The sequence below is a fragment of the Candidatus Regiella endosymbiont of Tuberolachnus salignus genome (assembly GCF_964020115.1).
GTDB classification, from domain to species: Bacteria; Pseudomonadota; Gammaproteobacteria; order Enterobacterales; family Enterobacteriaceae; genus Regiella; species Regiella insecticola.
This window is the reverse complement of the sequence record NZ_OZ026542.1, coordinates 48,235-70,119: the sequence shown is the minus strand read 5'-3', so window position 1 is coordinate 70,119 and position 21,885 is coordinate 48,235. Positions and strand designations below refer to the sequence as shown.

General features: G+C 43.9%; 18 protein-coding genes, 1 tRNA gene and 5 pseudogenes. 17 read left to right on the top strand and 7 right to left on the bottom strand.

Going from position 1 to position 21,885, the window contains the following annotated elements; translation table 11 throughout:
* Positions 1 to 339: 339 nt before the first annotated feature.
* From hxsA4 to AACL30_RS00365, 5 genes and pseudogenes are all read left to right on the top strand, one after another.
* Positions 340 to 645: pseudogene (gene hxsA4, locus AACL30_RS00385) on the top strand (His-Xaa-Ser repeat protein HxsA4); the annotation flags it as partial.
* A gap of 148 nt (positions 646 to 793) precedes the next feature.
* Positions 794 to 2,092 carry a ribosome rescue GTPase HflX gene (gene hflX, locus AACL30_RS00380; protein ID WP_339057421.1) on the top strand — a complete coding sequence of 433 codons (1,299 nt, stop codon included), beginning with the start codon at positions 794 to 796 and terminating at the stop codon, positions 2,090 to 2,092.
* 230 nt (positions 2,093 to 2,322) lie between these two features.
* Entirely contained in the window at positions 2,323 to 3,552 is a 1,230-nt protein-coding gene (hflK, locus tag AACL30_RS00375) for an FtsH protease activity modulator HflK (RefSeq protein WP_176488190.1), read from the top strand.
* A gap of 3 nt (positions 3,553 to 3,555) precedes the next feature.
* Positions 3,556 to 4,563: a protease modulator HflC gene (gene hflC, locus AACL30_RS00370; RefSeq protein WP_339057420.1), complete on the top strand. Its 1,008-nt coding sequence runs from the start codon at positions 3,556 to 3,558 to the stop codon at positions 4,561 to 4,563.
* Positions 4,564 to 4,743: 180 nt separating this feature from the next.
* Positions 4,744 to 5,073 (top strand): TusE/DsrC/DsvC family sulfur relay protein, encoded by a 330-nt coding sequence (locus tag AACL30_RS00365; RefSeq protein ID WP_339057418.1) that lies wholly within the window; start codon positions 4,744 to 4,746, stop codon positions 5,071 to 5,073.
* A 167-nt stretch (positions 5,074 to 5,240) separates the two neighbouring features.
* On the opposite strand, the gene ubiF is transcribed toward AACL30_RS00365, so the two are convergent.
* Together ubiF and AACL30_RS00355 are read right to left on the bottom strand one after the other, a co-directional pair.
* Positions 5,241 to 6,434: a 3-demethoxyubiquinol 3-hydroxylase gene (gene ubiF / locus AACL30_RS00360; RefSeq protein WP_339057417.1), complete on the bottom strand. Its 1,194-nt coding sequence runs from the start codon at positions 6,432 to 6,434 to the stop codon at positions 5,241 to 5,243.
* Positions 6,435 to 6,467: 33 nt separating this feature from the next.
* On the bottom strand, positions 6,468 to 6,599 hold the full coding sequence (locus AACL30_RS00355; RefSeq protein WP_339057416.1) for a hypothetical protein: 132 nt from the start codon (positions 6,597 to 6,599) through the stop codon (positions 6,468 to 6,470).
* Positions 6,600 to 6,655: 56 nt separating this feature from the next.
* Between AACL30_RS00355 and miaB the strand changes: the two genes are divergently transcribed.
* The 6 genes and pseudogenes from miaB to AACL30_RS00325 form a co-directional block, all read left to right on the top strand.
* Positions 6,656 to 8,083: a tRNA (N6-isopentenyl adenosine(37)-C2)-methylthiotransferase MiaB gene (miaB, locus tag AACL30_RS00350; protein ID WP_339057415.1), complete on the top strand. Its 1,428-nt coding sequence runs from the start codon at positions 6,656 to 6,658 to the stop codon at positions 8,081 to 8,083.
* 93 nt (positions 8,084 to 8,176) lie between these two features.
* A complete protein-coding gene (locus AACL30_RS00345; protein ID WP_339057414.1) occupies positions 8,177 to 8,320 on the top strand; it encodes a hypothetical protein in 144 nt (47 codons plus the stop codon).
* A 149-nt stretch (positions 8,321 to 8,469) separates the two neighbouring features.
* Positions 8,470 to 8,545: transfer RNA gene (locus tag AACL30_RS00340), tRNA-Ala, on the top strand.
* A 196-nt stretch (positions 8,546 to 8,741) separates the two neighbouring features.
* A pseudogene (locus AACL30_RS00335) lies at positions 8,742 to 9,769 on the top strand (tyrosine-type recombinase/integrase).
* A 467-nt stretch (positions 9,770 to 10,236) separates the two neighbouring features.
* Positions 10,237 to 11,199, top strand: a complete 963-nt coding sequence (locus tag AACL30_RS00330) for an IS110 family transposase (protein WP_339056657.1) — start codon at positions 10,237 to 10,239, stop codon at positions 11,197 to 11,199.
* 32 nt (positions 11,200 to 11,231) lie between these two features.
* Positions 11,232 to 11,963: pseudogene (locus AACL30_RS00325) on the top strand (IS5 family transposase); the annotation flags it as partial.
* 34 nt (positions 11,964 to 11,997) lie between these two features.
* On the opposite strand, the gene istB (AACL30_RS00320) reads toward AACL30_RS00325, so the two are convergent.
* Together istB (AACL30_RS00320) and istA (AACL30_RS00315) are read right to left on the bottom strand one after the other, a co-directional pair.
* Positions 11,998 to 12,795 (bottom strand): IS21-like element helper ATPase IstB, encoded by a 798-nt coding sequence (gene istB, locus AACL30_RS00320; RefSeq protein WP_339058365.1) that lies wholly within the window; start codon positions 12,793 to 12,795, stop codon positions 11,998 to 12,000.
* Positions 12,792 to 13,970, bottom strand: coding sequence for an IS21 family transposase (istA, locus tag AACL30_RS00315; protein WP_339056344.1), 1,179 nt, complete (start codon positions 13,968 to 13,970; stop codon positions 12,792 to 12,794). Before istA (AACL30_RS00315) ends, istB (AACL30_RS00320) begins: the two co-directional genes overlap by 4 nt.
* Positions 13,971 to 14,073: 103 nt before the next feature.
* Between istA (AACL30_RS00315) and AACL30_RS00310 the strand changes: the two are divergent.
* A pseudogene (locus AACL30_RS00310) lies at positions 14,074 to 14,657 on the top strand (IS5 family transposase); the annotation flags it as partial.
* Between the two features lie 5 nt (positions 14,658 to 14,662).
* Here the strand turns inward: AACL30_RS00310 and AACL30_RS00305 are convergent.
* Together AACL30_RS00305 and AACL30_RS00300 are read right to left on the bottom strand one after the other, a co-directional pair.
* Positions 14,663 to 16,471 carry an ATP-binding protein gene (locus AACL30_RS00305; protein ID WP_339057413.1) on the bottom strand — a complete coding sequence of 603 codons (1,809 nt, stop codon included), beginning with the start codon at positions 16,469 to 16,471 and terminating at the stop codon, positions 14,663 to 14,665.
* Between the two features lie 1,038 nt (positions 16,472 to 17,509).
* On the bottom strand, positions 17,510 to 17,644 hold the full coding sequence (locus tag AACL30_RS00300) for a hypothetical protein (protein ID WP_422389611.1): 135 nt from the start codon (positions 17,642 to 17,644) through the stop codon (positions 17,510 to 17,512).
* Between the two features lie 116 nt (positions 17,645 to 17,760).
* Here AACL30_RS00300 and istA (AACL30_RS00295) point away from each other — a divergent pair, with 116 nt between their 5' ends.
* The 5 genes and pseudogenes from istA (AACL30_RS00295) to AACL30_RS00275 all read left to right on the top strand — a co-directional run bounded on the left by istA (AACL30_RS00295) (position 17,761) and on the right by AACL30_RS00275 (position 21,216).
* On the top strand, positions 17,761 to 18,939 hold the full coding sequence (istA, locus tag AACL30_RS00295; RefSeq protein WP_339056344.1) for an IS21 family transposase: 1,179 nt from the start codon (positions 17,761 to 17,763) through the stop codon (positions 18,937 to 18,939).
* Entirely contained in the window at positions 18,936 to 19,733 is a 798-nt protein-coding gene (gene istB / locus AACL30_RS00290) for an IS21-like element helper ATPase IstB (RefSeq protein ID WP_339058365.1), read from the top strand. Before istA (AACL30_RS00295) ends, istB (AACL30_RS00290) begins: the two co-directional genes overlap by 4 nt.
* Positions 19,734 to 19,875: 142 nt before the next feature.
* A pseudogene (locus tag AACL30_RS00285) lies at positions 19,876 to 20,400 on the top strand (replication endonuclease); the annotation flags it as partial.
* 199 nt (positions 20,401 to 20,599) lie between these two features.
* Complete coding sequence (locus tag AACL30_RS00280; protein WP_339057411.1) at positions 20,600 to 20,854, top strand: type II toxin-antitoxin system HicA family toxin; 255 nt, start codon at positions 20,600 to 20,602, stop codon at positions 20,852 to 20,854.
* The gene (locus tag AACL30_RS00275) at positions 20,851 to 21,216 is read left to right on the top strand and encodes a type II toxin-antitoxin system HicB family antitoxin (protein WP_339057410.1); all 366 of its coding nucleotides are present in this window, start codon (positions 20,851 to 20,853) and stop codon (positions 21,214 to 21,216) included. Before AACL30_RS00280 ends, AACL30_RS00275 begins: the two co-directional genes overlap by 4 nt.
* Positions 21,217 to 21,691: 475 nt before the next feature.
* Here the strand turns inward: AACL30_RS00275 and AACL30_RS00270 are convergent, their stop codons facing one another.
* Positions 21,692 to 21,883: a hypothetical protein gene (locus AACL30_RS00270; protein ID WP_339057409.1), complete on the bottom strand. Its 192-nt coding sequence runs from the start codon at positions 21,881 to 21,883 to the stop codon at positions 21,692 to 21,694.
* Positions 21,884 to 21,885 lie beyond the last annotated feature (2 nt).

The following is a 21,885-nucleotide window of genomic DNA, read 5'->3' as shown; positions in this document are numbered from 1 at the left end:
AGCCGAGAAGCGCTGTTATTTTTTACAACTCAAGTAGGTAAATAATCATGTTGTGTCCATTTTGATAGAGTATTAGCGCGTCCCAAAATTTCGCATAGGTGCTTGGTACAGCTGTTGAATGATTGTGTACAGTTGGTTATATACCGTTCGCCTTTGAATCCGCCGCGTTGTTGGCTGCCAGCTCTCGCCTCATGGTATGTCTACGCTCATCGGTCGGTCGCCCTGGCAGCCGAAGGCAACTTCAAAGGCGAACGGTATAGCCAGGGCTCAAATTTTTACATAGATTATTTTCGAACCGTCAGGTTTTTACTTAAAAACAACAAATAAGGAAAAAATAGAATGGCTAAAGGACAAAGTTTACAAGATCCTTTCCTGAATGTGTTACGTCGTGAACGTATTCCAGTTTCTATTTATTTGGTCAATGGTATTAAACTTCAGGGACATGTTGAGTCTTTTGATCAGTTTGTCATTTTATTAAAAAATACGGTTAGTCAAATGGTTTATAAACATGCCATTTCTACTGTTGTTCCTTCTCGGCTAGTACCATACCCTAATCACGGTTCGCACGGTTCGCACGGTTCGCACGGTTCGCACGGTTCGCACGGTTCGCACGGTTCGCATGGTTCGCACGGTCCGCATGATTCTCATGGTTCACATGATCCTCATGGTTTGCATGGTTCTCATTGTTCTCATGCTAATACTGGGCAGGTTATGCCACCATCGCCGCCGGAAAGACAGATTGAATAATATTTTTTATTAACCGAACATTGAATAATACCAGAGAGGTTATGGTTTGTTTGACCGTTACGAAGTGGGAGAGCAGTCTGTATTGGTGCATATCTCTTTTTCACCGTACCCCGACGCATCAAATAAAAATAATGAAGACTTACAAGAATTCGAATCCTTAGTTTTTTCTGCTGGTGTTGAGGTGTTAAAAACGGTTACGGGCAGTCGTAAAGTACCCGATGCCAAATATTTTGTTGGTAAAGGTAAGGCAGAAGAAATTGCCGATACTGTTAAAACGATGGGCGCTTCTGTGGTGCTATTTAATCACGCACTTTCACCGGCTCAGGAAAGAAATCTTGAACGCTTGTGTCAATGTCGTGTCATTGATCGAACGGGTTTGATCCTAGATATTTTTGCCCAACGTGCGCGTACTCATGAAGGTAAATTACAAGTCGAATTGGCGCAACTTCGTCATCTTGCTACTAGATTGGTACGAGGTTGGACACATCTTGAACGTCAGAAAGGCGGTATTGGTCTGAGAGGTCCCGGTGAAACTCAACTAGAAACCGACCGTCGCTTACTTAGTAAGCGTATTAGCCTTATCCTCAGCAGATTGGAACGTGTCGCTAAACAGCGTGAACAGGGAAGGCAAGCCCGCTGTCGTGCACAGATACCAACGGTTTCGCTGATTGGTTATACTAACGCGGGAAAATCAAGCCTGTTTAATAGTATGACAGCAGCAGATGTCTATACTGCTGATCAATTATTCGCCACTCTTGATCCTACTTTACGTGGTATATATGTCACCGATGTGGGTGATACCGTATTGGCGGATACAGTCGGTTTTATCCGGCACTTACCCCATGATTTGGTGGTTGCTTTTAAAGCGACATTACAGGAAACACGGCAAGCTTCATTGTTACTGCATGTTATTGATGCCAGTGATCCACGTGTGGCTGAAAACATCACGGCAGTAGATGTGGTGTTAGCAGAAATTGCTGCTGATGAAATCCCTAGGCTATTAGTGATGAATAAAATTGATCGACTGGCAGATTTTACGCCGCGTATTGATCGTAACGAAGAAAATATCCCTGTTCGGGTTTGGCTTTCAGCGCAAACCGGTGCGGGTATTCCGTTGCTTTTTCAAGCGTTAACGGAATGTCTCGGGGATGAGATAGCGCAATATGAATTGGATTTACCACCACAGGAAGGCCGTCTTATCAGTCGTTTCTATCAGCTGAAGGCTATTGAAAAAGTTTGGCCAATAGCACAGAGTGGCCATATCGGTATGCGGGTTCGTATGCCGGTGGCTAAATGGCAGCGCCTGTGTAAAAAAGAAAAAAAATTAGTGAATTATATTGTTTGAGCCACAGGTAACACTAATAGTGTATTATTGCTCGAATTAGATTTTTTTATAGAGTGGATTTCTTGCATAACCTACTGAGTGGCGCGAATTCTGCGTTACGCGATGCTCACCTGTCGCATATACTTTTGTTTACACTGTGGTTGCAGCGCGCGGGCTTCGCACCACGAACGAGATTTCGAATAGGCTCTAAGATAAATAAAATAATCATACTATTATAATGGAGTTAAAACATGGCGTGGAATCAGCCAGGTAATAACGGACAGAACCGCGATCCCTGGGGAAGCAGTAATAATAGCGGCAACTCTGGCGGAAATAGCAATAAAAATAATCGCGATAAAAAACCACCCGATTTTGATGCTCTATTTCGTAAGTGGAGTAAAAAACTTGGCGGTGGGGGGGGTAACGATAACAAACAAACATTAGCGCAGGGAGGCAATGGCGGTCGCATGGTCGTTATTGCGGCGGTGGTGGCGACCATTGCTTGGGCGGCCAGTGGTTTTTACACTATCAGGGAAGCAGAACGGGGTGTTGTAACCCGTTTGGGGAAGCTTAGCCATATCGTGCAGCCGGGATTGAACTGGAAACTGACATTTATTGACAAAGTTCGAGCGGTGAATATTGAATCAGTTCGTGAATTGGCCGCTGCCGGTGTGATGTTGACCTCTGATGAAAATGTCATTCGTGCCGAAATGAACGTGCAATACCGGGTGACTGATCCGGCTGCTTATCTCTTTAGTGTCACTCATCCGGATGATAGCCTGCGTCAGGCCACTGATGCCGCAGTGCGGGGTGTTATTGGTAAATACACCATGGACAAAATCCTGACGGAAGGGCGTACTATTGTTCGTAGTGATACCCAACGAGTACTAGAAGAAACGATTCGCCCTTATAAAATGGGGATTACTTTACTTGATGTTAACTTCCAGGCTGCCCGTCCACCGGAAGAAGTAAAAGCCGCTTTTGATGATGCGATTGCAGCACGTGAAAACGAACAACAATATATTCGTGAAGCTGAGGCTTATGCTAATGAAGTTCAACCTCGTGCCAATGGTCAGGCAGAACGCCTACTAGAAGATGGTAAAGCTTATGCGTCACGTACCGTGCTAGAGGCACAAGGTGAAGTGGCCAGTTTTGCTAAATTATTGCCGGAATATAAATCTGCACCTGAAATTACCCGTGAACGTTTATACATTGAAGCGATGGAAAGAGTGCTAAGTCATAGCCGTAAAGTCCTGGTTAATGACAAAGGCGGCAATCTGATGGTACTCCCTTTAGACCAAATGCTGCGGCAAACCGGCGGGAATAAGGTAGACAGAAATACCAATAATCATTTACCTGATCTGGATCGTTCTTCGGCGGTGAACCGTAGTCAAAATAAGAATATGAATACGGGAAGTATCTCGGGGAAGATGATGGATCAAAGTCGAGATAGCATACCCATTCGGGTAGGGAGAGAATAATCTATGCGTAAACCTTTTTTACTTATCATCGCTTTGCTGATGATAGCGCTTTACGCTTCACTTTTCGTCGTACAGGAAGGTCAGCGGGGTATCGTGCTGCGTTTTGGTAAGGTACTACGTGATAGCGACAATAAGCCACTGGTCTATACGCCAGGTTTGCACCTTAAAATTCCGTTGATCGAAACGGTAAAAACACTGGATGCTCGCATTCAAACCATGGACAGCCAAGCCGATCGTTATGTGACTAAAGAGAAGAAAGATCTTATTGTTGACTCCTATTTGAAATGGCGTATCAGTGATTTTAGTCGTTATTATTTAGCCACTGGTGGTGGGGATTTTGATCAAGCTAGAGTGATGTTGCGGCGTAAATCCAGTGACCGGATCCGTTCCGCCATTGGTCGTTTAGATGTGAAAGAGATTGTGACTGACTCTCGTGGCAAACTCACTTCTGATGTACGTAGTGCGTTAAATACGGGTACTGCAGATGATGATGCAATGACGACGACGGAGGCGGACGATGCTATTGCTGTTGCGGCGGCACGTGTTGAACAGGAAACGCACGGTAAACAAGCAGCGCTCAATTCAAATAGCATGGCAGCGTTAGGGATCGAGGTGATTGATGTACAGATTAAGCAGATCAATTTACCCACGGAAGTCTCTGAAGCCATTTACCTACGTATGCGTGCGGAACGTGAAGCCGTCGCTCGTCGTCATCGCTCGCAAGGTCAGGAAGAAGCGGAAAAATTACGTGCCATTGCTGATTATGAAGTGACGCGTACATTGGCAGCCGCAGAGCGTCAAGCGCGTATCACGCGCGGTGAAGGCGATGCTGAAGCCGCTAGATTGTTTGCTGAGGCTTTCAGTAAAGATCCTGAATTTTACGCATTTATTCGGAGCCTGCGCGCCTATGAACAGAGCTTTAGCAGCAGTAATGACGTGATGGTTCTCAGTCCAGACAGTGATTTTTTCCGTTTTATGAAATCACCGGAAAAATTCGCTAAACGTCCATAGACTTTGGTTTGGTATTATTAAGGCTCGCAGACGCGAGCCTTTTTGAGTCTGTCTAAGAGACTATTCGAAATCTCTTCTGCTCGTTGATACTTTACTAAAATTTTATTGAGTAGACTGTTTGTGAAACGGTTAATTCTTTAGTTAAGCTTTGCAAACACTCTATTGTCGATGAGGTCTACTATGTTAGTGCTTGACGATCGCGTCATTGATACTGATGAGCAAGGTTATCTAAAAAATAGCGCCGACTGGTCTACCCATTTAGCCTCTCTATTAGCAGAACGGGAAGGCATTATACTCACCGAATCACATTGGGAGGTGCTCCTTTTTATGCGTGATTTTTATCAGCAGTATAATACTTCGCCTGCAATTCGTTTGTTGGTCACTGCGCTAGCACAAAAATTTGGCTACGATAAAGGTAACAGCCGTTATTTACATCGTTTATTTCCTAAGGGGCCCGCGCAACAAGCAAGCAAAATCGCGGGGCTCCCTAAACCCGTAAAATGTCTTTGATCCGAAAATCTGTGCAAAATCTTCCTTAGCGCCCATTCGAAATCTTCTTGAGCGATGCTCAATTGAGGAAAAAATAGGTGAGAAAGCGCAGTTTACATGAGTAAATGAGCATTTTGAGCGCGTTTTTGACGAAGTATCAGCGAGCACAAGAGATTTTGAACAGGCGCTTAGCGATACTCAAATAAACCAAGAGCATACCTTAGCGCATACTCTTTTAACTTACCGGATCGCTGAGCGGCCATTAGCGCCATATTACGCATTATTTTTACTGGCAGTAATGAATGACTAAAGGTGGCATAAAAGCAATCGATGCCATTTTGCATGATCAAATTATCGGTTCTGCGCTTACGTTGGTAGCGCAATAACACTTTTTCACTATGCCATTCCTGTGCTAAATCACGTGCATGGTTTAGCACATCAATCAGCGCGTCAACATCTCGATAGCCTAGATTAACCCCTTGTCCTGCAAGGGGATTAATCGTATGTGCCGCATCGCCTAAGAGTGCCAATCCAGATTTAACGTAATTTTGAGCGTGATGACGAAGGAGTGGGAATGAACCTGTTGCGATAGCTTCTATTCTACCAAGCCGAGGAGGAAATGCGGCAGTGATTTCTCGATTCAACTTCTCCAGAGGCATGGCTTGTAATTGGCGGATCCGCTGTGGGGCGTCGTACCAAACTAAGGATGCCCGGTGATCTGACAAGGGTAAAAAAGCACGCGGGCCAGATGGAAAAAACTGTTGCCAGGTTACCTCCTGCTGTGGCGCTTCCGTTTTCACTGTGATCAGTAGGCAAGATTGGCGATATTGCCAGCCACAGGTGCCGATCCCCGATAAACGCCGTACCAGCGAATGGCTACCATCAGCCCCCACTACTAAACGTGTTTGTAGTTGTTGTTGATCACTGAGAGTGAGCTGCCAGTGATCATCGATTCTTTGCATATTTTGCAATTGTGCTGGACATAATAATGTTAAATTGGAACACAGTATCATTTGTTGCCATAACGCCAGCTGTAATAATCGATTTTCAACCATAAATCCGAGTTCTGGCAGCGCCAGCGCTGCGGCATCAAAAACCACCTCACAACCGCTTAATTCCCAGGTTTCCAGGCGGCGATAAGGCGTACAGCGCATTTTTTGTACCTCTGCCCATACGCCAAGTTGTTTAAGTAAGCCCACCGCTGAGCAGCCTATAGCCGATACTCGTAAATCTGGCGCACTCTGACGATCAAAAGGTAAAGGGGATTGTGGTTCTAACAAAGCAACAGACCAACCACATTGCGCTAAACCGAGTGCGGTAGCGGCGCCGATCATGCCGCCGCCTACGACTATTACTTCATAATTTTGTTGAATATCACTCATATTAATTATGCTTTTTTTCCTCTGGTTATGATGCTAGCAAATGAATACAATGTTATACCGTTCGCCTTTGAAGCCGCCGCGTTGTTGGCTGCGGGTGCTCGCCGAATCACGTAGTCTATCTACGCTCATCGGTCGGTCGCCCTGGCCGCCTAGCGGCAACTTCAAAGGCGAACGGTATAAGCCGCTAACCTTTCCAACCGCACGAAGCAGATAGGCTCTCAATGATTAAAAAACTACACATTAAAACCTGGGGTTGCCAGATGAACGAATATGATTCATCGAAAATGGCAGACTTACTAGCGAAAACTCACGGCTATCAACTGACTGAAGTACCGGAAGAAGCTGATCTTCTGCTACTTAATACCTGTTCAATACGTGAGAAAGCACAGGAAAAAGTTTTTCATTTATTGGGGCGTTGGAAACTGTTGAAAGACAGTAACCCGAACCTACTGATTGGTGTCGGCGGTTGTGTTGCATCACAAGAAGGAGAAAACATCCGTCAGAGAGCGCCCTGTGTTGATATTATATTTGGACCACAAACTCTACATCGCTTACCTGAAATGATCAACCAAGTGCAGGGAAGTCGTAGCGCTGTCGTTGATATTAGTTTTCCTGAAATTGAAAAATTTGACTGTTTACCAGAACCGCGGGCTAACGGGCCATCTGCGTTCGTCTCCATTATGGAAGGGTGCAATAAATACTGTACTTTTTGTGTGGTGCCCTATACGCGTGGAGAAGAGGTGAGTCGACCCTGTGATGATATTTTATTCGAAATTGCTCAATTGGCAGAACAAAACGTTCGTGAAGTCAATTTACTGGGGCAGAATGTAAATGCTTATCGTGGGGCGACCTATGACGGTAATATTTGCAGCTTTGCTGAATTATTGCGTTTGGTAGCAGCGATTGATGGCATTGATCGCGTGCGTTTTACCACCAGTCATCCCATCGAATTTACTGATGATATTATTAAAGTATACGAAGATACCCCTGAACTAGTGAGTTTTTTGCATTTACCGGTACAAAGTGGTTCTGACCGTATATTAACGATGATGAAACGTGCTCACACCGCATTGGAGTATAAGGCAATCATTCGAAAATTACGTAAAGCCCGCCCGGATATTCAGATTAGTTCCGATTTTATCGTTGGTTTTCCTGGTGAAACACAAGACGATTTCGAACACACCATGAAATTAATCGCCGAGGTTAATTTTGATACCAGCTATAGTTTTATTTATTCACCGCGTCCTGGCACGCCAGCTGCGGATTTGCCAGACAATGTCTCTGAAGAAGAAAAGAAACAACGTTTACATATTTTACAGCAACGCATTAGTCAACAGGCTATGCATTTTAGCCGCACGATGGTTGGCACGATACAGCGTGTTTTAGTTGAAGGCCCCTCACGGAAAAACCTGATGGAGCTGGCCGGCCGCACTGAAAATAACCGCGTGGTTAATTTCGAAGGGTCACCTGACATGATAGGTAAATTTGTTGATGTAGAAATCGTCAGTGTTTACGCTAGCTCATTGCGCGGCGTTCCAGTACGTACTGAAGCACAGATGGCATTGCGGGTGAATGAATCACCAGGCGCCGTTATCACTCGGACACGTAAAGAAAACCCGCTTGGTGTCAATTTTTATCAGCCTAGTTAGTCATTCAGTTCAGGCTGGAAAAACAGCCTATAAAAAATTAAGCTCGATTTTTAAAATCAAATTTTTGCCGAAATGCTGCATCACATATACCCAATGAATTTCGAGTTACGGCAAGGCGGCAAGGGTGTGAGACTGATGAGCGTAGACATACTACGTGATTCGGCGAGCACCCGCAGCCAACGCCGCCGTAACTTGAAAGGCGAAGGGTATAGACCATCTGTGACGGGGTTCGATTGATTGCCGCCTTGCCGTAACTTGATTTGGCTATACACCGCAAATTGATGTTTTTTACAACGTTTAAACCTAGGATTTGGATTTAATCATTGACAGCATTTCAGTGGTTTCATATGATGCCGGCCGGTTCAAAGCAAATACATTGATGCCTTGGGGCTATAGCTCAGCTGGGAGAGCGCTTGCATGGCATGCAAGAGGTCGACGGTTCGATCCCGTCTAGCTCCACCAAATAAACTATCGGCACTTACCAGCGAGTACCGGTAAACCAAGAAAAACCCGCATTCCAGTTAGGTTTGCGGGTTTTTTATTGCCTGTTTTATTTGAGTGTGGCATGGTTATACCCTGTTTTTTTAGGACTACATAAAGGACTCTGTTTTTTAGATCCCAAAATAGGTAGTTCCATAGTTCTGAAAGGGTGATGAACATGGCAGTACAGGCAAAACCCCTAACGAATACCGAAGTAAAAGCAGCAAAAACCATCGGCAAAGATTTATCATTACATGATGGTGGCGGCTTATTATTATTTGTCAAAACATCGGGTGTTAAAACATGGCGCTTTCGCTACTATCACCCCCTGAGTAAAAAAAGAACGACGGTCACTTTTGGCCATTATCCCGCCCTCTCACTGGCTGAGGCCAGGTAGGGATACAGGAGATTAAAGCACGCACGCTTATTACTGCTTTGGAGCCCGTCAAGGCCAAAGGCGCGCTGGACACCGTCAGAAGATTAACGCAACGGTTAAATGAAATCATGATTTTTGCCGTTAACTGTGGATTAATTGATGCCAACCCCGCGGGCGGTATCGGTAAAGCTTTTGAAAAACCAAAAAAGAAAAACATGCCCACATTGACACCAAGGGAATTACCGGAATTGATGCAAGCCCTGTCGGTTGCCAGTATAGAATTACAGACCCGATTACTTATCGAGTGGCAATTGCTGACAATCACTCGCTCCTCTGAAGCTGCTGGCGCGAGGTGGTCAGAAATCAATTACGACTTGCGGGAATGGCGGATACCGGCCGAACGGATGAAAATGAGACGCGATCATGTTATTCACCTGTCATCTCAAGCGCTAGCTGTACTTGACGCCCTGAAACCGATCAGCGCTCATAAAAACTATTTATTTCCAAGCAGCAAAAATGCACTTCAGCCAATGAGCAGTCAAACCGCTAACGCCGCCATTAAGCGAATGGGATACGGTGGGCGATTAGTGGCACACGGGATGCGATCGATTGCCAGTACTGCACTGAATGAACAAGAATTTAACCCTGATGTTATCGAAGCCGTGTTAGCACATATCGGTAAGGATTCAGTCCGCAATGCCTACAATCGCAGCACTTATTTGGAACAACGCAAAGCCTTGATGGATTGGTGGGGCGAGTTTGTCGAGCGGGCTGCCACCGGGAAATTTACGGTTGCCGAGAGTGTTAAAGGTCTTTTATTGATATGGTAATTATTATCTTGAGTACATAATACTCCTGTTAAATATTCATCAATACGGACTGATATGGAAACCCTGAAAAACCGCTAAAAGTAGTCTATTCTGTTAGCAATAATTTTTTTAGGTTAATAGTGAAATGAAAACGAAATCGACGAGACGAGCCGACTTTTAAGCGCAAATGAATAGGATAGTTCCCCGGGAAAAGATTCTGGCCAAACTCAGTCGTCATTACCCCAAGGCAAGTCCTTATATCTTGATCATTAGCTTTCAAAGGTTGATGCTCCCCGACTGATCATCGCGATGTCACCGGTGAGTTTGGGTAAGTCCTTAAGCTTAAAGCTTGTTGAATAGATAAAACCCCGGTGACATATTCATCATCGCCTTCAAGACCGAACGGTATCTTGTGCTTCGAGCACCTATTTATAAGGATGATCTTGGCGAATTCTCTGATTTTTACTGTCATGTCTGGAGTGTCTCTGATGGACAAAACCCCCGTCGGTATTGATATAGCAAAATTAAAGTTCGATGTGGCTGTCTGGATTGAAAGAAAAAAATACAAAACAAAAGTGTTTGATAATACCCCCTCCGGTTTTAGCGACTTGCTGAAGTGGCTACTTCCTTACGGTGACTGCCACATTTGTCTGGAAGCAACCAGCCATTACAGTCTGCCACTGGCCACTTTTTTGGTGGATAACGGGGTTGAGGTCAGTGTGGAAAACCCCGCCCGCATTCATGCCTTTGCTCAAAGTGAGCTGAGTCGTAATAAAACGGACCAAGGGGATGCGAAGATGATTGCCCGTTATTGCGCGCTTTATTCACCCGCACGCTGGTTTCCCGCCCCGTTAAATGAACGTCAGCTTACTGCACTGATACGTCGTCTTAATCATTTAGTCGAAATGAAACAGATGGAATATAACCGAAAAGAGGGCGCAGATGAAATCGTCCAGCCTTTTTTGACAGAAAGTATCTGTGCATTAGAAAAGCAAATACGCGAGATAAAACAAAAAATTAAACAGCATATCAATGACTCCCCCGAGCTGAAAAAAAATAAGCAGCTCTTGGAAAGTATTCCCGGTATAGGCGAAATATTGAGTGCCACTTTATTGGCGTTTGTCGGTGATGTATCAAAATTCACTAGCAGCAAGCAAGTGGTAGCCTACGCAGGGCTTAATCCGAAACTGTGCGAATCAGGCGTATTTAAAGGACGAAGCCGTCTCTCAAAAATCGGGTGTACAGAACTCAGAAAAGCACTATACATGCCAGCCCTTACCTCAATCACTTATAACCCAATAATAAAGTCTCAATGGGAACGGTTGGTAAAACGCAATAAAGGAGGAAAAATAGGCGTCTGTGCTGCAATGCGCAAATTACTTCAACTGGCGTATGGCGTGCTGAAATCAGGCGTCCCTTTTGATGAAAAAATAGCGCTTGCAAAGACGTAGGCAAGACGGTATCTAAAGGCGGCAGACCGGCGAAACCGTTAGAAGTGATGCTGCGGATTTATTTTTTACAGAATGGGTTTAATTATGCTGATTTATCGATGGAAGAAGCGTTATACGACATCCCCTTATTACGTCAATTTGCGGGGGTATGTGTCGATGCCATTCCCTCCGATCCCACAATCCTGCATTTTCGTCATTGGTTGGAAAAACATCATTTAAGCGAAGCGCTGTTTGAAGAAGTTAATACGCATTTAGCTTCGCTTCAGCTATTTATCAAACGGGGTAGCATTGTCGATGCTACGATTATTCATGCACCCAGTTCAACTCAAAACCGGCAAAATACTCGTGAGCCAGACATAAAAGCCACCCGTAAAGGCAATCAGTGCTACTTTGGCATGAAAGCGCATATTGGCGTGGATGCACAGACGGGGCTGGTGCATTCCCTGGTGGGAACCTCGGCGAATGTAGCCGATGTGACGCAAGTTCATCACCTTCTTCACGGCCAAGAAGAGGTTGTTCATGGTGATGCCGGTTATAAAGGCGTGATGCGACGCAGTGAACATCAACATCGTGCGGTCACCTGGCACATCCCCCGACGGAGGGTATTGGCCTTGCCCGGGCAGGAGCAGCAGGTATGGGAAAAACATCGGCATCAGCAAAGTCTCAACGCGAAAATCCGGGCTAAAGTAGAACACCCCTTCCGTGTATTAAAATGCCAGTTCAACTTTAGAAAAGTGCGTTATGTCAACGCTACTTTAGATTGACCACTTTTTGCTACTTTAAAATGTCCAGTTTTTGCTAATTTTCCTGTTGGGTTTCTATTCCAGGCGCCTGGATAATATCAGTCGTTTTTATAGGCAACATGCCTGCTTTGCGTTTATTTTTGAGTCGATAGCTTTCTCCTTTAATATTCAATGTGGTTGAATGATGTAAAAGCCTGTCTAAAATCGCAGTTGCTAAAATGTGATCACCGAATACGTCCCCCCAATCAGTAAAACTTTTATTTGATGTGAGAATGATGCTCGCCTTTTCATAACGACGGCTCAATAACCTGAAAAATAGGCTAGCTTCTTCGCGATTCATCGGTAAATACCCGATTTCATCCAGTATTAATACCCTGGCATAGCACAGTTGCTGAAGTTGGCGTTCCAGACGGTTTTCTTGCTTTGCCTTCATTAAGGTACAGCAGAGTCTATCCAGAGGCATAAACAATACCCGATGCCCAGCTGTAGCTGCCTTGACAGCCAGCGCTATCGCCAAATGCGTTTTCCCTACCCCAGGTGGGCCTAACAAAATGACGTTTTCATGATGTTCGACAAACCTCAGCCCCGCCAGCTCGCGGATAATTTTCCTGTCTATACTTGGTTGGAAAGTAAAGTCAAATTGCTCCAAGGTTTTTATCCACGGCAAACGTGCTTGTTTTAACCGCGATTCCAAGCCTTTTTGGTGACGCCCGTTCCATTCCTGGGCTAATGCCTGCTGGAGAAATTCACGGTAGTTCAGTGCTTTCTTGGTGGCTTCTTCACATAAACTCTCCAACGCATCGCCCAGGTAATCCATTTTTAACCGTATCAACAAGTTTTCCATTTCCATCAGAGTAGCTCCTCATACACACTGAGCGAACGAGACGCTACTCGATTGACCTGTTGCCAAAGGGCTTGATGATGTTCTGGCACCTTTTGCCAGCCCTGCGTTACCTCCTGCAAGAGATGCGTCGCGAGCAGTTGCTCATCGCCGTAAATACGTAGCGTATTATCTAAACCGATACGAATATTAACCGCACGACCACACCAGAATGAAGGCACGCTATAGCGATTACCTCTGACATCGATATAGCTGTCCCATGCCACTTGTCGTAGGTCGAAGTAGCTGGTATCGAAATCAGTCGCAGGGAGTGGCATCAAGGCTATTTTTTCCTCAGCAAAACGATTTTCCGGTGTCTGCTTGAATTGACGAAGATGACGCTGGTCTGCCACTTTCGCCAGCCACATCGCTAGCAGTTGATTAACATGAGCGAAACTCTCAAACTGACGGTAGCGAGTGAAAAAATTGTGTTTAACATAGCCCACCATCCGTTCGGTTTTGCCTTTCGTTTGCGGTCGATAAGGCTTACAGGCGCGAGGGCTAAACCCATAGTGATTAGCCAGTTGCAGGAAGCCCGCATTGAACTCGATGTGGCCATTTTGTCCATGTTTGATAACAGCGGCTTTTTGGTTATCTACCAAGACATTTTTTACGCTGCCACCGAAGTAATTGAAGCTGCGAACCAGCGATTCATACGTGTGCTCAGCATCTTGCTTAGGGGCAGCAAAGACATGAAAGCGACGCGAAAAACCGAGCGTATTAACGGCAAAATTAACCGTACAGGCAGAGCCTGCCACCTCAACGATGATTTCTCCCCAATCGTGTTGAAGTTGATAACCGGGGAGGGTTTCAAAGCGTACCGTGTTTTTCGAGGCCCTGAGCGGACGTTTGGGATGTATATAACGTCGGAGCATCGCACTCCCACCCCGGTAGCCTTTTTCACGGATTTCCTCAAAAATAACCGCCGCATTCCAAACCTGTTCACTCAACCTTGAATCGATGTAGTCTTTAAAGGGCTCGAGTTTAGCAACCTGTTTTTTACCGCGTTTTGCTGTTGGCGGCGCAGGATAGCTAATGTGCCGTCTCACCGTTTTTTCTGAACACCCTATCTGATGGGCAATATCAACAATAAATGCCCCCTGTTGATGGCGTTGTTTTATCATGTAGTGGTCCTCTCTTCTTAGCATGCTTATTTCCCTCATGGCTTTGTCACCACAAAGGAAACTGCATTCTGGCTTGAGTGGACAAATTAAATTAGCAATTTACGGTCTTTTATCATTAGCGCTGACAGGCGGTTGGAAAAATACTCATCGCCGGTTTTGCCGCTGGCGTGACAAGGGGCTATGGGAGTCTCTGCTCGAAGCGCTGATTGTGGAGCCAGATTTTGAATGGCTGATGATTGATGCCACTCATAGCAAAGTTCACCCTCATGCAGCAGGCGCAAAAGGCGGTAATCAGGATATGGAGCGCACAAAAGGGGGCTCAACAGTAAGATACATCTGGCCGTGGATGCGCATGGTATGCCGGTCAGAATTTTTATTACATCAGGTACCACAGCAGATTGTCAGCAAGCAACGAATTTAACCAAAGGTATTGCAGCAGAATATCTGTTGGCTGACAAGGGCTATGACAGTGATAACATCATTAAAAAAGCAGAAGAAGCCGGCATGCAAATCGTAATACCACCTAAAAAGAATCGTAAAATTCAACGTGAGTACGATAAAGCGCTCTACAAGCATCGACATCTCGTGGAAAATGCTTTTCTGCACCTAAAGCGCTGGCGAGGTATTGCTACTCGTTATGCAAAAAATACCTCCTCTTTTCTCGCTGCTGTACAAATACGATGCCTTGCTCTATGGCTCAAGATCTCATGACGACACTATATAGGTTCAACTCCTTGATACCAGGCGTTTCCCTCCCGATAATCAGATCCGGTGATATGGCGGATAACAATCGCATCGATAGGATACTTAATATGAGAATGAAATGCGCAGATGGGATCGCTGTTACAGGTTATTAGTATTTTTTTGCCCATTTCCCGGGCATAGTCGATCGCTACCTTACTAATGTTGGCGAGAACACCATATGGCTTGTTAGTATCGTCAATGAAAATAATGTCAGCTCTCTTCCAGACGGCTTTAAATTTCTCTGTCAAAGCAGCGTAGTAAGCCTTAGTGCCTTTTGTTTGACGAAGAGAAAGTAATTGTGTTTGTTCCTTAGTTGATAGAAGTGATTCACCTCCACTAAAATCAGTTTTCCATATGACATGCTTTTTTTTCTTCAACTGATCGACCAGCGCCTTACAAGCCATCGTTTTTCCTGTGCCTGAATTGCCATAAAGAATAAGGCCATCGAAATTTTGACCTTCTTTTTTCTGACCGTTTTTGTCAACACAGCGATGATAAAAATCATCTATAGCTGCATGAATTTGTTGTTGGTGAGGCAAATCCGTTTTGAAGCCAGGGATTAGATCGCTAAACTGTTTATTCGGAGGAATGACAGGATTACGCGCTATAGTGGATAGATTGTCTCCGTCGTTGATTAATTTATCAAATGATAATGAATCCTGTGTGCTGTCATGTTTAACAACACCACGAATCGACTGGGATTTTGGGGGATAGAGCTTTGTTGGTTGATCGAAATTGACATTTTTATTATCCAGTAATCGCAAGGCATCCGCCAGTTCTGCAGGCTGATTTTTGCTTAGCCAAGCGTAAGCGTCTGCATAGGTTAAACTGCTATAAAGCGCTTTTTCTTGAGTGTTTTTACCACTTTCACTCTTCAAAATATAGATATCACCCAGCGTCAGAGGTGAGTTATAACTTTTTAACAACAAGTTACGTAACTCTGTATAAGACCAGCGTCCATGCGTTGGACTCGTAGCATAATCAAATCCTACCAGTTTCGGTTGTCCTGAACCGTTTATATCTACCACTACATTGAATGCATTGATTTCGCTTGCAGGATGAAAGGCATCCCCGTCAGCAGGCCCTTGTATCCATAGATGGTCACCTCTTTTAAGTGCTTTAGGTAAAGGGTTTTCGTTTTGTTCATGTCGGGCACTATAATAAACAGTTCGGTTGGCCGGTAATCGAGGCGGTGTTTGCTTATTGATGGATAAAGTACCATCACAGGCCTCTTTGATATAGGTATTAAAAGCCACACTGCCCAATGTTTTTAACAACGCTTGGTAGGTAAGGAGAGATAGGGCTGTCCCGCAATCCAACACCAGGGGCTTTATGTCTAATAAATTACGGAGTGCGCCGGCGGGATCACTGCCAGTGTAAACATATTCCACACCATTTTCTGGTCTTTCAAAACCGTATTCTTTGACAATCTTAGTGAGATTAGCATTGATTTGCTCTGCCTCGGGGCGTTGTCTTAACTCGCTCATATACAAAACATCCGGATTTTTATTTAATTCTTCTATTTTCTTTAATACTTGTTGTTGAATGTGTTGCTCTGAGATAATGGGCGTAGTATTGGAATGTCGTCCAAAACTTATATCTAGAGAATAAGAAAATAATGACGGTGGTGGCGTTAGATCCATAGCTATTATTGATTGTGTAGCAGCAAGAATCTGAGCAACCATTGGGCTGGGACTACCGCTATTATGTCCGCTCTGGTTTGTTATTCTCGGTTGTGGTCGAAAATTACTACTATTCAGGTTTAATTCGTTGGACTCCATTATTCACTCCGTAATGATAATTTTGTATTTTTCTAATTTTAGAATCGTTCTTATTGAAAATTCATAAGAACTAGGGACGCGATAATAGATTACTACGAGAGGTAATCTATTATTATCGTATTGGGTAATTTTCTGCGTAATAATGAATCCATTATTACGTAATCAGATTTTGGTATAAATCTTTCCACCCTCGCTAATTTGGCAAGGTTATATTTTTTCTTTATTAATGCATATGAATGCGATTAATGAATATTTATTCCTAACAAGAGAGTGTCAGTTTTTATTTGGAAATATTTAAATTTATATACTTTGATCTTAACTTTCTATGAATAAATTTATGTTATGGTTTATGGTTTATGGTTTATGGTAAAATATACTACATCAATTTTCATTTTATAAATATAAAAAAACGCTCATATTATACCCCTGAAATGTATGGTAAACCCTGTGCTAATATAAACCTTCAATAAAGTTAATCTACTCAGCTATAATCTTAATTATCAGCCTATAACCCTATATTTTTAGGCGAGCTGTTATAGATCAGTTTGACCTAACATTTTAGGATCTCATTTTATCTATCAGTATTTAATACTCGTCTACCGTACTAGCAAAAACCGAAAAAAACATAAGGTTATGTTCCCGCTTAATGTGCGATTTGACTCATAACAAATATCAAAAATTCTTCATAATATCGTGACCAAGTCTACCTTAACCGATTGATAATTAACGGTCTAAAAACAATGAAATATTATGAAAAATAAGTTTAACTAATTGATTTTAAATAGAATCAAGGCTGGTTTAAAATCCCTCGGCCTTAAGGCTGTGCGGGTTCAAGTCCCGCCCCGGGCACCATCAAGTTTTAGATTTAAAATCAAGTAGTTATGCATAAAAACAGAAACCGCCAACAGGCGGTTTTTTTGTGATCGAAATTTCAAAGTGGCGACAAAATGGCGGCACTTTGGCGGCGGAGATTTTTTATACAAGCAATACTTGCGGATTTTTTCTAGCAGCATATGCGCATATTTTTGAAAAAGTGATTCACCCCCCTCCCTCAAAACAAAACCCCACCTGTGCGTTTTTTGCCGGGTGGGGCGGCGCTGATTGCACATTCTGTGGTTTTACAATGGAGCGCACAAAAGTTTCCATGGTGATAAAGGTATGACCGCAATTGATGTTGGTGCATTGCTGTCAGCGCTAATGATAAAAGACCGTAAATTGCTAATTTAATTTGTCCACTCAAGCCAGAATGCAGTTTCCTTTGTGGTGACAAAGCCATGAGGGAAATAAGCATGCTAAGAAGAGAGGACCACTACATGATAAAACAACGCCATCAACAGGGGGCATTTATTGTTGATATTGCCCATCAGATAGGGTGTTCAGAAAAAACGGTGAGACGGCACATTAGCTATCCTGCGCCGCCAACAGCAAAACGCGGTAAAAAACAGGTTGCTAAACTCGAGCCCTTTAAAGACTACATCGATTCAAGGTTGAGTGAACAGGTTTGGAATGCGGCGGTTATTTTTGAGGAAATCCGTGAAAAAGGCTACCGGGGTGGGAGTGCGATGCTCCGACGTTATATACATCCCAAACGTCCGCTCAGGGCCTCGAAAAACACGGTACGCTTTGAAACCCTCCCCGGTTATCAACTTCAACACGATTGGGGAGAAATCATCGTTGAGGTGGCAGGCTCTGCCTGTACGGTTAATTTTGCCGTTAATACGCTCGGTTTTTCGCGTCGCTTTCATGTCTTTGCTGCCCCTAAGCAAGATGCTGAGCACACGTATGAATCGCTGGTTCGCAGCTTCAATTACTTCGGTGGCAGCGTAAAAAATGTCTTGGTAGATAACCAAAAAGCCGCTGTTATCAAACATGGACAAAATGGCCACATCGAGTTCAATGCGGGCTTCCTGCAACTGGCTAATCACTATGGGTTTAGCCCTCGCGCCTGTAAGCCTTATCGACCGCAAACGAAAGGCAAAACCGAACGGATGGTGGGCTATGTTAAACACAATTTTTTCACTCGCTACCGTCAGTTTGAGAGTTTCGCTCATGTTAATCAACTGCTAGCGATGTGGCTGGCGAAAGTGGCAGACCAGCGTCATCTTCGTCAATTCAAGCAGACACCGGAAAATCGTTTTGCTGAGGAAAAAATAGCCTTGATGCCACTCCCTGCGACTGATTTCGATACCAGCTACTTCGACCTACGACAAGTGGCATGGGACAGCTATATCGATGTCAGAGGTAATCGCTATAGCGTGCCTTCATTCTGGTGTGGTCGTGCGGTTAATATTCGTATCGGTTTAGATAATACGCTACGTATTTACGGCGATGAGCAACTGCTCGCGACGCATCTCTTGCAGGAGGTAACGCAGGGCTGGCAAAAGGTGCCAGAACATCATCAAGCCCTTTGGCAACAGGTCAATCGAGTAGCGTCTCGTTCGCTCAGTGTGTATGAGGAGCTACTCTGATGGAAATGGAAAACTTGTTGATACGGTTAAAAATGGATTACCTGGGCGATGCGTTGGAGAGTTTATGTGAAGAAGCCACCAAGAAAGCACTGAACTACCGTGAATTTCTCCAGCAGGCATTAGCCCAGGAATGGAACGGGCGTCACCAAAAAGGCTTGGAATCGCGGTTAAAACAAGCACGTTTGCCGTGGATAAAAACCTTGGAGCAATTTGACTTTACTTTCCAACCAAGTATAGACAGGAAAATTATCCGCGAGCTGGCGGGGCTGAGGTTTGTCGAACATCATGAAAACGTCATTTTGTTAGGCCCACCTGGGGTAGGGAAAACGCATTTGGCGATAGCGCTGGCTGTCAAGGCAGCTACAGCTGGGCATCGGGTATTGTTTATGCCTCTGGATAGACTCTGCTGTACCTTAATGAAGGCAAAGCAAGAAAACCGTCTGGAACGCCAACTTCAGCAACTGTGCTATGCCAGGGTATTAATACTGGATGAAATCGGGTATTTACCGATGAATCGCGAAGAAGCTAGCCTATTTTTCAGGTTATTGAGCCGTCGTTATGAAAAGGCGAGCATCATTCTCACATCAAATAAAAGTTTTACTGATTGGGGGGACGTATTCGGTGATCACATTTTAGCAACTGCGATTTTAGACAGGCTTTTACATCATTCAACCACATTGAATATTAAAGGAGAAAGCTATCGACTCAAAAATAAACGCAAAGCAGGCATGTTGCCTATAAAAACGACTGATATTATCCAGGCGCCTGGAATAGAAACCCAACAGGAAAATTAGCAAAAACTGGACATTTTAAAGTAGCAAAAAGTGGTCAATCTAAAGTAGCGTTGACAAATTGACCCTTGATACTGAAAAATGTAACGCTATTAGCTCAAAATATAGCATTCATTATCGGTTCTTCAGGGGTTCCATATTGAGTCATGAGACCGGTAAGCCGCTTCATGAAGCGGTTGAACATGTCGTGGCGTGGGCGAGTTTGCACCGGGTACGGCAATTTCAGTTTTTTGGTATTCCGTCACGCCAAACTTACCGTGAATTACGTTTACTGGCCGGGCAGTTGCAGCGCAAATCAAACGCAAAAAAAGGCGGGCAACAGCTGGCAGATAAGGCGATGGATGAGGTGCTGGCTGCTGCCGATGCCGGGTGTATGGCCACCTATATACTCAAGCAAGGCGGGGTGTTGGTGCCGCGTAAAGACCATACTGTGCGCACTGCTTATGTGGCGTCGGATACCCTGAATGCTTACGGGGAGAAGGGCATGAAGATTTACGGTGTGTGGTCGCCCCGGCTGGGTATTGAGTCGCGTATTGGTACCCATGACGAGCGCTGGCAACGGGTACGTAAGGTGAAAAACGATAAGCAGCCTAATGAGGTAGCCATTGCTGTTGCTGTTGACCTGCCGGACGGATTTTCCGTCCCTTGGACTCGTGGCAATAACTGTCCCCTTGATCGAAAAATAATCATACGGCAGAAGGTGAAAAAAGTAGGGGTGCCGATGCGAGTTTGAGGGGAGGAGTTATTATTTGATTGTACAGAGGGCATGTAAAATAGTGAGCAGAAAGAGAATAAAATGACTTCATTTATTGACGTCATACTAATCAATCTCTATTATTGGCTAATTGACTTCATTAAGTGACTCCACTGTGAGAAAAAAACAGACAGAAACACTAAAAAAAGTGTTAAGAAAACCACCCCCTTCAAATATCAAATGGGCTGATATTGAATCATTGATAGTAGCGCTGGGTGGAGAGGTCAAACAAAGCAGTGGCTCAAGGGTACGGTTTTTACTCAATGGGAGTATCGCTCGATTTCACCGCCCACACCCCTCTCCTGATACAGATAAAGGCGCATTAGTCAGTTTACGTGAGTGGCTAGAAAGCATAGGAATTCAACAATGAATAAAGCAACGACAAACACACTCAATACTATGGTGGTAGCCGGACAGCTTGCTACTATCGCTTATATACCTGAAATGGGCATGTTTCGTGGTAAATTTTTAGGTCTATCGGGTTATTGTGATTTTATGTCTGATAGCATAAAGGGGTTGAAAAAAGAAGGTGAAATTTCTCTCAGTGGCTATCTGGCTGATTGTGAAGAGCAAAACATCGCTCCATTTGCCACAACAGAGAAGGTAAAAACCTTTACCCTGCGTTACCCTGAATCATTGGGAGAACGTCTCGCGGGTGCCGCATCTGAACGGCAGGTCTCTGTTAACGCTTTTATCCTTGAAACGTTGAATGAACGTATGAAGAGCACTTGATTTTTTTGTTTTGATCGAAAGAGCAACATATTATTGCTGCGAATTTGAAATATTTTGAGAGCATGATCTGAAAATAACAGTAGGTTAAACTGGTTAAAGCAAGAACATTAATGATATTGATCGATATTTATTTTACGTTTGTTAATAAAATTAATTTAAAAATCTAATAGATATAAATTTAGATACAATTCTTTAGGCACATTTTCTGTTAGAAATCGTTACAATACTGTCGCTTAAATTAATATATAAGGTTTTTACATTATGGTTTTAAGTCTTGAAACCATTTTTTAACAGAGAAAGTTCTACTGTCAATGGACGGTATTTATTGTCATAAAAACCCGGTGTTGACTAATCGGGGAAAGCCTCATAGTACTTTAATTCCTTCTTTTGCGAAACTCTCCCATATAGTTTTTTAAAATTTAATCAATTCAAATAAAAAGGGCTAAAAATGTTTTCAAATAAAATATCCACTTATTTATCCAAGAATACAAACAGACATAACAATGCTAACTGAAGCTGTTTCTACAGAATGGCCTTCAATTAAAGTCAGAAATTCGCATGAAATATTGGAGGCAAGAGCAAGTACTGCTACAAGCCCCGCAAAAAAATTAGAAGTAGAAACAGAAATATTCTGGCCTAATAAATTTTTCCCTTCTTTAGTGTCCAAAT